Annotated in this window: 16 protein-coding genes; 8 read left to right on the top strand and 8 right to left on the bottom strand. The window is 36.9% G+C overall.

What is annotated here, in order from left to right; translation table 11 throughout:
* Window positions 1-23 precede the first annotated feature (23 nt).
* Entirely contained in the window at window positions 24-1,868 is a 1,845-nt protein-coding gene (typA, locus tag NP781_RS01540; protein WP_221679680.1) for a translational GTPase TypA, read from the bottom strand.
* Between the two features lie 138 nt (window positions 1,869-2,006).
* Here typA and NP781_RS01535 point away from each other — a divergent pair, with 138 nt between their 5' ends.
* Entirely contained in the window at window positions 2,007-2,192 is a 186-nt protein-coding gene (locus NP781_RS01535) for a DUF5325 family protein (protein ID WP_004224770.1), read from the top strand.
* Between the two features lie 42 nt (window positions 2,193-2,234).
* On the opposite strand, the gene NP781_RS01530 is transcribed toward NP781_RS01535, so the two are convergent.
* Together NP781_RS01530 and NP781_RS01525 are read right to left on the bottom strand one after the other, a co-directional pair.
* Window positions 2,235-3,029 (bottom strand): inositol monophosphatase family protein, encoded by a 795-nt coding sequence (locus NP781_RS01530; RefSeq protein WP_221679679.1) that lies wholly within the window; start codon window positions 3,027-3,029, stop codon window positions 2,235-2,237.
* Window positions 3,030-3,241: 212 nt separating this feature from the next.
* Window positions 3,242-3,439, bottom strand: a complete 198-nt coding sequence (locus tag NP781_RS01525; protein WP_026023402.1) for a hypothetical protein — start codon at window positions 3,437-3,439, stop codon at window positions 3,242-3,244.
* Between the two features lie 126 nt (window positions 3,440-3,565).
* Between NP781_RS01525 and NP781_RS01520 the strand changes: the two genes are divergently transcribed.
* Window positions 3,566-4,192: a YktB family protein gene (locus tag NP781_RS01520; RefSeq protein ID WP_221679677.1), complete on the top strand. Its 627-nt coding sequence runs from the start codon at window positions 3,566-3,568 to the stop codon at window positions 4,190-4,192.
* A gap of 102 nt (window positions 4,193-4,294) precedes the next feature.
* Here the strand turns inward: NP781_RS01520 and NP781_RS01515 are convergent, their stop codons facing one another.
* Window positions 4,295-4,582, bottom strand: coding sequence for a UPF0223 family protein (locus NP781_RS01515; protein WP_257521261.1), 288 nt, complete (start codon window positions 4,580-4,582; stop codon window positions 4,295-4,297).
* A gap of 20 nt (window positions 4,583-4,602) precedes the next feature.
* The gene (locus NP781_RS01510) at window positions 4,603-5,562 is read right to left on the bottom strand and encodes an NAD(P)H-dependent flavin oxidoreductase (RefSeq protein ID WP_221679673.1); all 960 of its coding nucleotides are present in this window, start codon (window positions 5,560-5,562) and stop codon (window positions 4,603-4,605) included.
* 145 nt (window positions 5,563-5,707) lie between these two features.
* On the opposite strand from NP781_RS01510, the gene NP781_RS01505 reads away from it, so the two are divergent.
* Window positions 5,708-7,177 (top strand): aminotransferase class I/II-fold pyridoxal phosphate-dependent enzyme, encoded by a 1,470-nt coding sequence (locus NP781_RS01505; RefSeq protein ID WP_004224764.1) that lies wholly within the window; start codon window positions 5,708-5,710, stop codon window positions 7,175-7,177.
* Window positions 7,178-7,413: 236 nt separating this feature from the next.
* Here NP781_RS01505 and NP781_RS01500 read toward each other — a convergent pair whose 3' ends face one another.
* Both NP781_RS01500 and NP781_RS01495 read right to left on the bottom strand, forming a co-directional pair.
* Complete coding sequence (locus NP781_RS01500; protein ID WP_257521260.1) at window positions 7,414-8,091, bottom strand: LrgB family protein; 678 nt, start codon at window positions 8,089-8,091, stop codon at window positions 7,414-7,416.
* Window positions 8,084-8,530 (bottom strand): CidA/LrgA family protein, encoded by a 447-nt coding sequence (locus NP781_RS01495; protein ID WP_257521259.1) that lies wholly within the window; start codon window positions 8,528-8,530, stop codon window positions 8,084-8,086. The genes NP781_RS01500 and NP781_RS01495 overlap by 8 nt, the downstream gene beginning before the upstream one ends.
* Window positions 8,531-8,820: 290 nt before the next feature.
* Between NP781_RS01495 and NP781_RS01490 the strand changes: the two genes are divergently transcribed.
* The 5 genes from NP781_RS01490 to NP781_RS01470 all read left to right on the top strand — a co-directional run bounded on the left by NP781_RS01490 (window position 8,821) and on the right by NP781_RS01470 (window position 14,410).
* Window positions 8,821-10,479, top strand: a complete 1,659-nt coding sequence (locus NP781_RS01490) for an ATP-binding protein (RefSeq protein ID WP_255600437.1) — start codon at window positions 8,821-8,823, stop codon at window positions 10,477-10,479.
* Window positions 10,466-11,155: a response regulator gene (locus tag NP781_RS01485; protein WP_257521258.1), complete on the top strand. Its 690-nt coding sequence runs from the start codon at window positions 10,466-10,468 to the stop codon at window positions 11,153-11,155. The genes NP781_RS01490 and NP781_RS01485 overlap by 14 nt, the downstream gene beginning before the upstream one ends.
* A 125-nt stretch (window positions 11,156-11,280) precedes the next feature.
* Window positions 11,281-12,300: a Bug family tripartite tricarboxylate transporter substrate binding protein gene (locus NP781_RS01480; protein WP_257521257.1), complete on the top strand. Its 1,020-nt coding sequence runs from the start codon at window positions 11,281-11,283 to the stop codon at window positions 12,298-12,300.
* A 91-nt stretch (window positions 12,301-12,391) separates the two neighbouring features.
* A complete protein-coding gene (locus tag NP781_RS01475; protein WP_257521256.1) occupies window positions 12,392-12,868 on the top strand; it encodes a tripartite tricarboxylate transporter TctB family protein in 477 nt (158 codons plus the stop codon).
* Window positions 12,869-12,883: 15 nt separating this feature from the next.
* A complete protein-coding gene (locus NP781_RS01470; protein WP_221679665.1) occupies window positions 12,884-14,410 on the top strand; it encodes a tripartite tricarboxylate transporter permease in 1,527 nt (508 codons plus the stop codon).
* Window positions 14,411-14,462: 52 nt separating this feature from the next.
* Here the strand turns inward: NP781_RS01470 and NP781_RS01465 are convergent, their stop codons facing one another.
* Window positions 14,463-15,245 (bottom strand): SDR family NAD(P)-dependent oxidoreductase, encoded by a 783-nt coding sequence (locus NP781_RS01465; protein WP_221679664.1) that lies wholly within the window; start codon window positions 15,243-15,245, stop codon window positions 14,463-14,465.
* Window positions 15,246-15,483: the final 238 nt, after the last annotated feature.

Below are 15,483 nucleotides of genomic sequence, written 5' to 3'. Positions count from 1 at the left end.
CTTCCTTTCGTGGAAGCAAAAAATTATTGTTCAGCGTTTTTTAGTTTTTTCGCTATTCTTTCACGTTCATTTTTATCTAGAATTTGTTTACGAAGGCGAATAGATTCTGGTGTGATTTCTAAATACTCATCATCATTTAAGAACTCTAATGCTTCTTCTAGTGTTAATAGACGTGGCTTTTTAATAACGTTTGTTGCATCTTTTGTCGCAGAACGAACATTCGTTTTTTGCTTCATTTTTGTTATGTTTACAGTGATATCATTATCACGTGTATTTTCACCAACGATCATACCTTCATAAATTTCAGTACCTGGCTCAACAAATAGTGTACCACGGTCCTCTACTTGCATCATACCATAAGTTGTCGATTTACCAGTTTCCATTGATACAAGAACACCTTGGTGACGTCCACCAATACGGCCTGGAATATATGGTTGGTAACAATCGAATGTATGGTTAATGATACCAAAACCTTTCGTCATAGACATGAATTCTGTTGTATATCCAATTAAACCACGTGCAGGAACAAGGAATGTTAAACGTACTTGGCCATTGCCATTGTTCACCATATCCAACATTTCACCTTTACGCGTACCAATCGATTCAATAACCGAACCTACATTTTCTTCTGGAACATCAATTTGTACACGTTCAAATGGTTCACATTTTACACCATCAATTTCACGAATGATAACTTGAGGTTTTGATACTTGTAGTTCAAAGCCTTCACGGCGCATATTTTCAATAAGAATTGATAAATGTAGCTCACCACGACCAGAAACTGTCCATGCATCTGGTGAATCTGTATCTTCTACACGAAGAGATACGTCCGTTTGAAGTTGTGAACGTAAACGCTCTTCTACTTTACGAGCAGTTACCCATTTCCCTTCACGACCTGCAAACGGTGAATTATTCACTAAGAAAGTCATTTGTAATGTTGGTTCGTCAATACGTAATGGTGTTAAAGCTTCTTGATGTTCCACCGGACATACTGTTTCCCCAACATTGATGTCTTCCATCCCTGAAACAGCAATTAAGTCACCAGCTTTTGCTGATTGGATTTCTTCACGTTTTAAACCAAAGAAACCAAATAGTTTCGTAACACGGAATTGTTTCACAGTCCCATCTAACTTCATTAAAGCAACTTGTTGTCCTACTTCAATTGTTCCGCGGAATACGCGTCCAATCCCGATACGACCAACATAATCATTGTAGTCAAGTAATGCCACTTGGAATTGTAATGGATCTACTGAGTTGTCTACTGGTGCAGGAATTGCTTCAATTACCTTTTCAAATAGACATTGCATATTTTCTTCTTGTTTTGTTGGATCAGCATCAAGAGAAGCTGTACCGTTTACACCTGATGCATACACAACAGGGAAATCTAATTGATCATCATCAGCGCCTAGCTCGATGAATAATTCTAATACTTCATCTACTACTTCTAATGGACGAGCTGAGTCTTTATCAACTTTGTTTACAACTACAATCGGTGTTAACTTTTGTTCCAACGCTTTTTTCAGTACAAAGCGTGTTTGCGGCATACAACCCTCATACGCATCGACAACTAGTAAAACGCCATCTACCATTTTTAAAATACGTTCTACCTCACCACCGAAGTCGGCGTGTCCAGGCGTATCAAGGATGTTAATACGTGTTCCGTTATAGTTTACTGCAGTATTTTTTGCTAAAATTGTAATACCACGTTCGCGTTCAATATCATTAGAGTCCATTGCACGTTCTTCAACATGTTCGTTTGAACGGAATGTACCTGATTGTTTTAATAGTTGGTCGACTAAAGTAGTTTTACCATGGTCAACGTGGGCGATAATTGCGATATTGCGAAGATCTTGACGTAAGTTTGTCATTATTCCACTCCATATTCTTTTTTCGAATGTTTAACTGTGATATTATAGCACAAGAAGGATAGAAATGTCCTTATTAGAATTTCCATCATTCTAAAAAATATATTTGATTGACAAATTTTTTATATAGGAGGCTAGGCTATGAATCGTGCAAAAATCGTAATGGCCATCTATGCATTGGCAGCTGTATTAGCAATGTGCTCTATTGGCTACTCTGTTGCAGCTAGTAATGTATTTGGTGTAATAGCTGGTATTGTGGCTACTTGTGTCATTTTCATGACAGCCTTTAAAATGAAGCGTAAACTACGTGCGCAAGGATTACTTTAAAGAACATAAAAAGGAGCTGTCTAATAAATAGACGGCTCTTTTTTATTCATATGGCACTATATATTTTTTTAATAATTCTTTATGAATAGCGGGATTAGCAATAATAAATGTATCCTGATGAAGGAAATCAAAGCCTTCACCATGTAGATTTGTAGCAACTGCTCCAACTTCCTGAGCAATGATGGTCCCTCCTGCAATATCCCATGGTGCTAAACGCATAGAGACATAGGCATCTAATTTGCCACTTACAACAAATGCAATTTCCATTGCTGCGGAGCCATAGGAGCGTGTACCGCGAACTTTACGAACCATATCAATCACTTTTTCATGGTGAATATGTCGGTTAGGTGCGACCCAATGTGCATTTATGCCAATGACTGACTCCTCCATTGTAACAGACTGTAGTTTACGCAATGGTGAATCATTATACCATGCCCCTTGCCCCTCGATGGCACTAAATAAATCCTCCCGCATAACATCAAATATGTAACCTAGCTTTCCTACGCCATTGACAAAAATACCGATAGAAATCATAAAATGACGATGCTGTTTAACAAAATTCATCGTTCCATCAATTGGATCAATAATCCAAACTACACCGTCTAGTGATTTAACCTGTTCGCCCATTCCTTCTTCCCCTAGAATTTTGTGGGTTGGATCAAAAGCTTTAATTTGCTCAATAAAGAATAACTCCGTCTCTCGATCAATATTGGTAACGAGGTCATTTGCACCTGATTTTGTCTCAATTACTAGATTATACGAAAAAGCCTCCCGAATACGTCGCCCAGCTTCAAAAATAATATCTTTTGCAAATTTATCAATTTGTTGTAAATCCACTCATAACCCACCCTTCGAATATAAGAAAAGGCCTTCTATATTAATCGCTCCCGTATGTTTATGATACCTTTTCCCACTACTTCACAACTTTTGCTATATAAAACCTAGTACTACCTTATGATATAATTTCTATTTTACCCTTTGTCACAATAAAAATCACCTGCTGTCGGAATATTCAGCAAGTGATTTTTTAAATGGGTATTAGATTTTGATTACGCATAGGCGTGCAAACTTTCAAGTTCCATCTGAATTTCTGCCAGACGTTTTTTACTTTTTTCAATTTCGATATCATTTTTTTCATTCATTGCTGCAAAAAGTGAAGCTAATTCATAATCTAATTCTAATTGTAAAATATGCTCATATTGCTTTTCAATGTCAACTTTACGTATAATTTTTACGAACGGTTTCATAAAAAACACTTCCTTTTTTTAATTTTTTTACAAAAACTTTGCTCATTTGATAAAGTTCTTGTTATAAGATTTTTTCCCAAATTCAGCGTAAAATAAACCTTATAAAACGAAAGGAGTAAAATAAAATTGCCAAAAATAAAGTGGACAAACAAAGACTTTAAGGTTTTTACAATAGACGGTTTAGAACAGAGAATGGATGCTTTAAATTTACATGTACGTCCAAAATTCAATCAGCTAGGTGAAGATTTTTCTGCATATTTCTCTAGTCAATTAGGTGAAGAATTCTTCCCGCATGTGGCTAAACATGCTCGAAGAACTGTTAACCCTCCAAAAGATAGCTGGGTTGCCTTCGCACCTTATAAAAGAGGTTATAAATCATTGCCTCACTTTCAGATTGGTCTATGGCACACACATTTATTCATCGTCTTAGCTATTATTTATGAAGCGCCTCAAAAAAATGTTATGGCTGAGCGTTTACTAGCTCATAAATCTTTAATTGAACAGCTTCCAGATGATTTTATCGTGTCAGGAGATCATATGTCCCCTGAGGCAGTTTCTCTCGAAGTGGCAAAAGAAGACAAGCTTGAAGAACTTCTTATTCGCCTACGAGATGTCAAAAAGGGTGAATTCTTAATTGGCCGTCATATTGCAAAAGAACAAGCAACCAAATTAACAGCAAGCGAATTACATCAATTAACAGAGGACACATTTAACAGCTTACTTCCTCTTTACAACATTATTGTTGGAAAATAGGCTAACCTTATAAAGTTTTTTATTGATGTAGTTTATGCATTATGTCGTTTTTTAACACAAAAAATAAAGAGTGGATGTGAGTTGATCTCACATCCACTTTTTTTAACGGCCATTTCTTGGGGAAACTTTTATAATCATTCCATCTTCGGCTTCATTTGTTTGTTTTACAACTGGATAGCTAATGTAGCCACTCGCCTCTTCAAATTCACGAAAAATTGATTTTTCCTCTGCTTGGGAAGGAACAATCTCTTTAAAGCGTCGATATTTAGCTAGCATAACTTCACGCTTGATGCCCTTTTCATAAGCTTTCTCAATTCCCTCAAAGAATTGAATAACATCCACAATCTCCTCTGTGGACCAATCAGTTGAAAACGGATAAGAGTATTCCATTCGACAAAACCACCTTTACGTTATTGCCCCCATTTTAACCGTATACTTTCAGCTTCTGCAACCATTCGCTTAATAAGGTCATCAACGGTTGGAATATCGTGAATCATTCCAGTCACTTGTCCAGCCCAGCCAAAGCCCTGATTCTTATCACCATCGTAAATAAAGCGTTTATTTGCTGAACCACTTATATATTCTTTCAACGCTTCATATGTTGGTGTTTTTTCCTCAATTTCCAAAATCTTTGCAGTAAAGTCATTGCGTAATGCACGAGCTGGTGCACCAATTGAGCGCTTAATAATGGTTGTATCTGCCTCAGTACTTGCAACTAGGGCCTCTTTATAAGCCTGTGAAGCATCAACACACTCTCGTGTTGCTATAAAACGAGTGCCCATTTCAATGCCTTCAGCTCCCAATGCTTGAGCAGCCATCCAGCCGCGCCCATCGCCAATTCCGCCAGAAGCAATGACAGGAATACTTACACTATCAACCACTTGGGGAACAAGAACCATTGTACCGACATCATCACGCCCCAGATGACCGCCACCCTCTTGACCCACAACCATTACAGCATCTGCTCCAAGCTGTTCAGCCTTTTGTGCTTGTCTACGAGCAGCTACAAGTACTAATTTTTTTATAGCTGTGCCTGCCAGCAAATTAAATATAGGCGCTGGATTTCCCCCCGTCATTGTAACAACTGGAACTTCTTCTTCGATTGCAACGCGCACCATATCCTCATAGCCTGTACCATGCATGCCAATCGCAAAATTTACGCCAAATGGTTTATCTGTTAATGTTCGTACCTTATGGATCTCTGCTCGTAATAATTCAGGATCTCGTAAACTCATAGCCGTTATTTGCCCTAAACCACCAGCATTCGACACAGCTGCGGCTAAATCAGCATATGCTAAATAGGCTAATCCCCCTTGAATAATTGGGTATTTAACCTGTAAAAGATCCGTCACACGTGTATTCCAATTCATAGTACCTCCCCTTTCGTTCAATACTATTTTCTCGGTACCCTGAAAAAAATCCTTTTATTTTTTAGGAAAAGCCTATTTTTTCGTGTCGTTAGGTGCTATAATTCATTTGTTTTCTTAGATATTATAAAGTGAGGTGGTACCTGCGTTGTCACAATTAGAGACTCCATTGTTCGACGTATTACTAAAACATCGGAACAGACATCCCATTCAGTTCCATATTCCAGGCCATAAGAAAGGGCAAGGGATGGATCCTGCGTTCCGTGAATTCGTCGGCGACAACGTTTTATCAATTGATTTAATTAATATTGCTCCACTAGACGATTTACATTCACCAAAGGGTGCTATAAAAGAAGCGCAAAACTTAGCAGCTGAAGCCTTTGGTGCTGATCATACATTCTTTTCCGTTCAAGGTACTAGTGGCGCCATCATGACGATGATTCTGACCGTCGTCGGTCCAGGTGATAAAATTCTAGTGCCACGGAATGTTCATAAATCTATTATGTCGGCGATTGTATTCGCTGGTGCCATTCCAATTTTTATTCATCCTGAAGTTGACAGCGAATATGGGATTTCTCATGGCATATCCCCTGAAGCTGTTGAAAAAGCATTAAATGCTTACCCAGATACAAAGGCAGTACTTGTTATTAATCCAACATATTTTGGCTTTACAGCTGATTTAAAGCGTATTGTGGAGATTGCTCATGACCGTAATATTCCTGTAGTAGTAGATGAAGCGCATGGTGTACACATAAAATTCCATGATGACCTTCCATATTCAGCTATGGAAGCAGGTGCTGATATGGCAGCAACAAGCGTTCATAAGCTTGGTGGCTCCATGACACAAACATCTATTTTAAATGTACGTGAGGGTCTTGTTTCTGCAAAACGTGTACAAGCTGTATTTTCTATGTTAACAACTACATCGACATCCTATCCATTACTTGCTTCACTTGACACAGCTCGACGTCAGCTAGCCATTCATGGATACGATTTAATTGACGATGCATTACGTTTAGCAAAGGACGCTCGTAAACGCATCAATCAAATACCACATTTAAAGTGTGCTGGCAAGGAAAAGTTACATTCTTCTGCAACTTATGATATGGATCCATTAAAACTTCTGATTAGTGTGAAAGATTTAGGTATTTCTGGTCATCGAGCTGAGGAATGGTTGCGTTATAATGCCAATATTGAAGTAGAATTGTCTGACCTTTATAATATCTTATGTTTAGTGACTTTAGGAGATACAAAAAAGGAAATCAATCTTTTAATAAATGCTTTAACTCGTATGTCAAAAGCATTTGATTCTGAAGCGGCTATAACAGAGGCTTTAGTAAATGTGCCGGAAATTCCAGCTCTTGCCATGTCTCCGCGTGATGCTTTTTATGCAGATACAGAAGTCGTTCCCCTTGCAGAAGCAGATAACTGTATTTGTGCAGAATTTATTATGGTGTATCCTCCTGGGATTCCTATTTTTATTCCCGGGGAAATAATTACTCAAGAAAATATTCATTATATTCAAATGAATATTGAAGCAGGTTTACCCGTTCAAGGACCAGAGGATACAACATTAAAAACAATTCGTGTTATCAAAGAGCGTAAGCCAATTTTCTAAAAAATATAAGCTAGCTCTTCAATAAGAAGGGCTAGCTTTTATATTTAAAATGTGAGTATATTCTTTTTGTTGAACACAACTAGAAAACATTCTCTTCATTTACAAAATAGCTATAATAGAATAGTGTTTTTAAATTCATTTCATAATGAATAATTGCTTCTAGAAATAACTATTTTTTCACAACAAAGAATTTGTTTCCATTCGTTTTTGAGACAGCTCCTTTTTCCACGATTCTATTATAAAAATAAATACACAAATAAAGGACAGATGAAGGCTCCGATAACAGCCGTTAAGCCCATTGATAATGAACCAACTGATAATTCCTGTTCCCCATATTCTCTTAATTTCACAAGACCTACCCCATGTGAGGCACTTCCTACTGCCACTCCCCTACTCACAGCAGAGTCGATTTTGCCATACTTAATGACTAACGGTCCGATAATGGCCCCTACAAACCCTGCAATCATAACGAAAACAGCAGTTAAAGGAGGAATGCCTCCAATCGTTTCGCTCACCTGCATCCCAACAGGCGTTGTTAACGATTTAGGTAAGGCTGTCAGCATCCAGCTAGGTTCTACACCGATCCATTTTAGTAACACAAAAATTGTCACTAAGCCTGTTATCATGCCGATTAGAAGCCCTGATAAAATTGAATACTTATATTTCATAATAATTGCTCGTTGATTATAGAGAGGATATGCAAGTGCCACAACAGCTGGCCCAAGCATTTTCTGAAGCCACTCCCCACCTTGCATATAAGTTGAATATGGAATATCAAACACAAGTAAAACCACTGCACTGACAATCGTAGTCGTGACCAAGGGAATCATGATAGGATGGGGAAATCGTTGATAGAGCTTTGTAAATAAAATAAACATAATGATGGTGCTAAGGACAACTGTTACTTCAATCAACAGTTAATTCCCCCTTTCCTTCTTCCACAGGAGTCTTCGAGCTTTCTTTTTTGGCCAATTCTCTTTTCTCGATGAGCTGTGTCAGCAGTCCTGTTACATAAATAGAGATTAATGTACTAGCAATAACTGCTAAAATAATGAGCAGACCAGTGATTGACATGAGCTCTGGATAATCAATAACACCTACCGTTGCTGGAATGAAAAACAACGTTAAGATGCCAATTAAAAAACCTGCTCCATCTTGTATATATTCGACCTTAATAATTTTAAAATTGAGTGAAAGTGCTAATAAAAGTAAGCCTATGACGCTTCCTGGAAGAGGTATGTGCAAATAAGAAACAATGCCAACCCCCATGTAATAGAAAATAGTAAGTATACCAATTTGCATAATAATCCGAACAACTCGTAACAATAAAGCAGCTAAATTTTCGTTCAACATTTCGCCACTTTTCACCCCCTATATCGTTCATTCTACATCTGTAGGAATTTTCTGTCTATTGTAATTTTAGAAAAATAATAATCAAATATAGAAATATCCAAACAATTCTATGAAACAGTATTAAAAGTCCTATTCTACAAGAACTTCATGATTTTACTTTTTATGATTATGACTTTTCAACATTTTTATATTGTGTCTATCCACTTCAAATCACTTTTTTAATGATCATCTAGCAAATTTCGAAATTTTTTTATATAATCGAAAATTACAAAAGATTACTAGTATTATCAATGACCAAAATTTCCAAAATAAACACAAAGGTGGGATTCACTATTTTCTTTAAAACATTAACACTCCAAGCCCGCTTTGCCTATTACAGTAGTTTTCTAATTTTTATTATTGTTATTTTAGCAGGCATCCTCTTTTATATGACCATATCTGATGCATTGCAAACACAAATTGGGAACCGGGCACTATATTTGGCGGAAACAACGGCTAGCAGGGGGGATGTAATTGAAGCGTTTCATACAAATAATCCTTCCGAAAGTCTGCAAAAAATTAGCAAAGAGATTTTGCTTGCTGCAAAAGCTACTTATGTTGTAATAGGAGATAAAAATGGCATACGCTACACCCATCCTATCGCTGACCGTATTGGTAAATCAATGGTCGGAGATGATAATGACCGAGCATTAATCAACGGTGAGTCTTATATTTCCATTGCAAATGGTTCAATGGGACAATCCATTCGTGGGAAGGCACCTATCTTAGACTCAAATGGATCGATTATTGGTGTTGTTTCAATTGGTTACTTAACAAGTGAATTAGATCGCTTATATTTTTTATACCTTGATAATATTTTTTATACGATGGTTATTGCACTAGGCATTGGTATTATCGGCTCTATTTTTTTATCCCGAAACATTAAAAAGCAAATTTTTAATCTAGAGCCAAGTGAAATTGCCAGTCTATTAACAGAAAAAAATACTTTAATTGAATCAGTTCGTGAAGCTATTATTACGGTAAATCAGAAAGGTGAAATTACGACCCTAAACAATGCTGCCGCAAAAATCTTACATTTAACGGATTCAGCTTCTATTATTGGCGATAATATCGAGCAGCATATACCAAACACACATCTGCTTAACGTATTAATGAAGGGTGAAAAACAACTTGATAAATTGATGATTGTTAACGGTCATGAAATTATTGTTAACCGTGTACCTATGAAGGTGAATGGTCAAGTTGTCGGCGCAGTTGCAAGTTTCCGATTACAATCAGAAATAGAGCAAATGGCTATCGAATTATCACAAGTAAAACAATATACAGAGGCTTTACGTGCCCAAACACATGAGTTTAATAATGTCCTTTACACAATATCCGGCCTTATTCAATTAAATGCATCTGATGAAGCACTGTCTATTATTCATAAAGAGGCACAAGGACATTCTTCTCTAACCCAATTTATAACAAAGCGTGTAAAAGACCCTTTTTTGAATGGTTTAATTATCGGATTTTTTAATCGTGCACGTGAATTAAAGATCAAGTTGGTTTTTGATGAGGATAGTTATTTAGAAACATTTCCTGAAAGCATCGAAAAAAGCTTAATTATTTCTATAATGGGAAATTTATTAACCAATGCTTTTGAAGAGGTCGAAAAAAACAAAGAGCGACAACCAATTATTAGGCTTTTTATATTTGATAATGGAGAGGAAATTATCTTTGAGGTCGAGGACTCTGGACAAGGTTTAGCACAAGAAAAACTAGACGTGCTATTTTCAGAAAATATTTCTACGAAAGATAGTAAACATCGAGGCTATGGATTAAGGAAAGTCATTTCCAGTATCCATGATTTAAACGGTACTCTTGCTCTTGAAGAAGGAGATTTAGGAGGTGCCCTATTTATCGTATCTATTAGCAAAAGGGGGACTATGATCCATGAACAATATTGAAGTGCTGGTAATTGAAGATGATGTACGTGTAGCAGATGTACATTGTCGTTTTTTAGAAAAAATTGAAGGCTTTACAGTAATTGCACGGGCAAGCACGGGAGAAGAAGCTTTAGATTGGCTTCAATCATTTTCACCACACCTTATATTACTCGATGTCTTTTTGCCAGATATACTGGGAGTAGATTTAATTGATAAAATCCAAGAAGTGAGCCCAACAAGTAGTATTATTTTGATTACCGCAGCTACAGAGGCACATATAGTACAGAAAGCTTATCGGAAAAATGTTACTGATTACATTTTAAAGCCATTTACATTCGAACAGCTAAAAGAGAGTATAGAAAAATTCCGTTACAAGTATCTATTGCTGAAAAATAATGAAAAATTTACACAAGAAAAAATTCAATATCTTTGGCCAAAAGCAGGTTCATCCACCCCTCTAGAAACACTGTTATTATTACCAAAAGGGATAGATCCAACAACTATGAATCATGTTATCAACCATTTAAGTATAATGGAGAATGGTAGTACAGCTGAGCTATTGGGAAAGAATATCGGTGTCAGCCGTTCCACTGCTCGTCGTTATTTAGAATTTTTAGTTACACAAAAGCAGGTCTATACCGAACTGACTTATGGCACAGTTGGGCGTCCTGAGCGACGATACTTTATTTCCACATAAACTTTATGAACAAAATGCTGTTAATTCACATTATTATCACAATATTCCTAAAATTAAGAAGTAAGTTATAGTATGGGTAGCGCTAAATTGATAGCGCTACCATTTTATTTTTAAGGGGGATTTTTATGTGGAGGAACATTTCTAAAATAATGGCAGCAGGCTTATTATTTACTAGTTTAGTTGGCTGTTCAGCATCAACTGGAGAAAAAACAGAGGGAAAGAAGGCCAATGATTATCCGAAAAGTAATATTACCATTGTTGCTCCATCAGGTGCTGGTGGTGGCTGGGATTTAACAGCTCGTGCAGTGGCAAAAACAATGAGTGATACTGGGTTGATTGATAAGGCGATTCAAGTTGAGAATAAGCCAGGTGGTGGTGGTGCTGCCTTCATGGCAACATTTGCTACAAAGGAAGCCAATAATGATTATATGTTAATGGTTAAATCACCACCAATCCTTATAAATCATGAAAAGGCTGAAGGAAATAGTAAATTTGGCTATAAGGATACTACACCTTTAGCTCAATTAACACGGGACTATGGCGCAATCGTTGTTAAAAAGGATTCTCCTTTCCAAACGCTTGAAGATGTTTTAAATGCTATGAAAACTTCACCAAAAGATGTCACATTAGCAGGTGGTTCTGCACCGGGCTCGATGGATCACCTAGTAGGAATTATTCCGGCTTATAAAGTGGGGATTGACTTAAAAACAATTAAATATGTTTCTTATGATGGTGGTGGTGAGGCGGTTACAGCATTATTAGGTGGCAATGCTGATGTTATTGCAACAGATGCCTCCACAATTGCTACTTATGTTAAATCAGGAGATGTTCGTGTATTAGCTGTCAGTTCCTCTGAACGCTTAGAAGGTGAGCTAGCAGAAGTTCCTACATTTAAAGAGGCTGGTATTGATGAGGAATTTACAATTTGGCGTGGTATCTTTGGTCCAAAAAATATGAGTAAAGATGCGATTGCCTATTGGTCTGAAAAATTACATGCAATGTCTGAATCAAAAGAATGGCAAGCTGAGGTGACCCGTAATGGTTGGCAAGCAGAATATCGTAATGCACAAGATTTTACAGCTTATCTAGACAATCAAAATAAAATAATCATTGAACTACTAACAGCTCTTGGTATGCAAAAATAAAGAATCGTTTTAAAAAAAGACACAAGTATTTCCATTAAATATAGAACTACTTGTGTAACTTTATTCTATTTTCAATGGAGGTGTAAAACGGTTGAGCTATACATTTGATAAAACATTTAGCATTATCCTCTTAACACTTAGCATTCTGTTTATTTTTCAAGCAACTCAGATTTCTGATAGTGCATATGGATCTACAGTTGGGCCCAAAATTTTCCCATTAGGTTTAGGTATTATTTTAGGTTTATTAAGTCTTCAATTATTTTATGAATCATGGAAAAAAGCTGTGAGAGAGCGAGTCACAGGAGGACCAACTACTTCTTCTAAAATAGCTTCAACAGAGCTCAAAAAGTTCTTAATTATTTTAGGTAGCGCTCTTGCGTATGTATTTTTCCTTGAAAAAATTGGCTATATGATAACAACATTTTTATTTTTGTGTATTAGTTTCCAAACAATGGAACGTACTAAACTTATTTATTCAATTATTATTGCAGCTGGATTTTCACTAGGTGTCTATTATTTATTTACAAGTTTACTAGGAGGATCATTGCCTAGTTTCCCAATTTTTTAGTACAGGAGTGAACATATGTCGACATTGCAATTTTTAGCTGATGGATTTGCAGTTGCCCTTCAATGGCAAAACCTTTTATTCGCTCTTGTGGGCGTCATAATTGGTACAGCAGTTGGTGTACTTCCAGGTATAGGTCCAATGAGTGGAGTTGCTTTATTAATCCCCGTTACAGCAACTATTACAGCTGGACTACCTACTGAGGCTGCCGCTACCAGCTCAATTATTTTACTTGCAGGTGTATACTATGGGGCTATGTATGGTGGATCAACAACATCCATTCTATTAAACACGCCTGGTGAATCATCATCAGTTGTGACAACATTGGATGGCTATCAAATGGCTAAACAAGGTCGTGCTGGAAGTGCTCTTTCTATCGCGGCCATAGGCTCATTTTGTGCGGGCGTTGTAGCGCTATTAGGTCTGATATTATTAGCCAATCCATTGTCAAAAGTAGCACTTAAATTTGGACCCGCAGAATACTTTTCTTTGATGTTATTAGGACTTGCAGCAGTTAGTGGCCTAGCAGGACGTTCTATTACCAAAGCTTTAATTATGACTGTTTTAGGGCTTATGCTCGGGACAGTTGGTATTGATGCCGTATCAGGTATCGAACGTTTTACATTTGGTCAGCCAATGCTGTTCTCTGGCATTGAATTTTTAACCATCGCTGTTGGTTTATTTGCATTAGGCGAAGTATTTAAAACCATTCTTGAAAAAGAAGAAGAGGATGGTCAATTAGCAAAAATTAATCGCGTATTACCAACAAAGGAAGATTTAAAGGATAGTGCTGTTCCTATTGCTCGCGGCTCATTATTAGGCTTTTTTATTGGCGTATTACCCGGTGCTGGTGCAACACTTGCCTCATTCTTTTCTTATATTACTGAGAAAAAATTTAGTAAAACACCCGAGCAATTCGGAAAAGGTCATATTGCGGGTGTAGCTGGGCCAGAATCGGCTAACAATGCTGCATCAGGCGGTGCAATGATCCCATTACTAACTTTAGGAATTCCTGGCTCAGGTACTACTGCAATTTTAATGGGCGCACTTATTATGTATAATATTCAGCCAGGTCCATTATTATTTGATGAGCACCCTCAAGTTGCTTGGGGATTAATTGCCAGTATGTTTATTGGAAATTTAATGTTATTAGCATTAAATATGCCTTTGGTCCGTATTTTTGCCAAAATCATCGAAACGCCTAAAAAATATTTATTGCCTATTATTATTGCCATTTCAATTTTTGGCGTTTATGCTGTACAATTTGCCACGTTTGATTTATTTTTATTAGTAGCTTGTGGGGTACTTGGTTATCTATTTGCTAAATATGATTATCCAGTAGCTCCATTAGTACTTGCCTTAGTACTAGGGCCGATGATTGAAAATAATATGCGCCGTGCATTAACCATTTCGAATGGAGACTTTTCTATTTTTATAACAAAGCCTTTATCATTACTATTTTTAGTGATTGCCATTTCCTGGTTACTTATACCACTGATTATGAAGATACGTGGTAAAAATGTGGTTATTAATGAAGAAGGATAAATATTCTTAAAAATCCACTATACTTCTATTAGTATAGTGGATTTATACTAGTCTATAATGCGTGACCAGAGCCACCATCAATATTAACAGCTGTTCCTGTAACATAGCTCGCCGCATCAGATACTAGGAAAGTGATAACGTTTGCTGCTTCTTGCGTATCACCTACACGACCAAGCGGAATTACTTGCCCCACTTTACGAGAATATTCTTCCCACGATAAATTAGGTTCTTCCTTTTTCCATTTCTTTTCGATTTGATCACTACGAATAAGTCCTATACAGACAGAATTTACTCGAATATTATCCTTCCCTAAATCCTTGCTCATCGCTTTTGTCAAGGCAAGCCCCGCAGCACGGCTTACAGTAGTTGGAAGTGAGCTTGCAGGTGGCGTTTTAGCCATCACGGCAGTCACATTAACGATTGCACCGCCCCCAGCCTTTCGCATATATGGAGCAGCATATTTAGAACAATGAATAGCTCCAAATACCTTTAAATCTAAATCTGCCTGCCACAGCTCACTACTCACCGATTCAAAGGGATTCGCTGAAGCTGTACCTGCATTATTAATAAGAATATCAACACGTCCATAATGTTCGACAGTACGCTCGATTAGATACTTACAATCTTTTTCTTTTGTAATATCAGTTGGAACAATTAAAACATCTACGCCTGTTTCATTTTTTATGCATCCAGCAGCCACTTGCAGTTGTTTTTCACCACGAGCGCAAAGTACAACCTCTGCACCCTCTTTAACAAGCTGCATGGCTGTATAATAGCCAATTCCTTTACTTGACCCTGTTATAATTGCTACTTTCCCCGTTAAATTAAGCTCCATTAATAAATCCTCCCTTACTTTCTACAATGCTATCATTATAGCATTTATCGACTATTCAGAATAATCAAAGGAGCTTGTAAATGATAGAAATACGATTTGAAAGCTATAATGACGGAATATTTTCTATGAGAAGCTACTTATCATTGTCATTAAAGCCTGTTAGGGGAAAAGATTATATAAAAATTTAATTGTTCATATAAAATAAAACATTGGCTAAAAAAAGAGTGTAGATAAGCGA

The sequence above is a fragment of the Lysinibacillus sp. FN11 genome (assembly GCF_024628845.1).
Taxonomy (GTDB): domain Bacteria; phylum Bacillota; class Bacilli; order Bacillales_A; family Planococcaceae; genus Lysinibacillus; species Lysinibacillus capsici.
The sequence above is the reverse complement of the archived record's forward strand: the minus strand, read 5'-3'. Positions and strand labels throughout refer to the sequence as shown.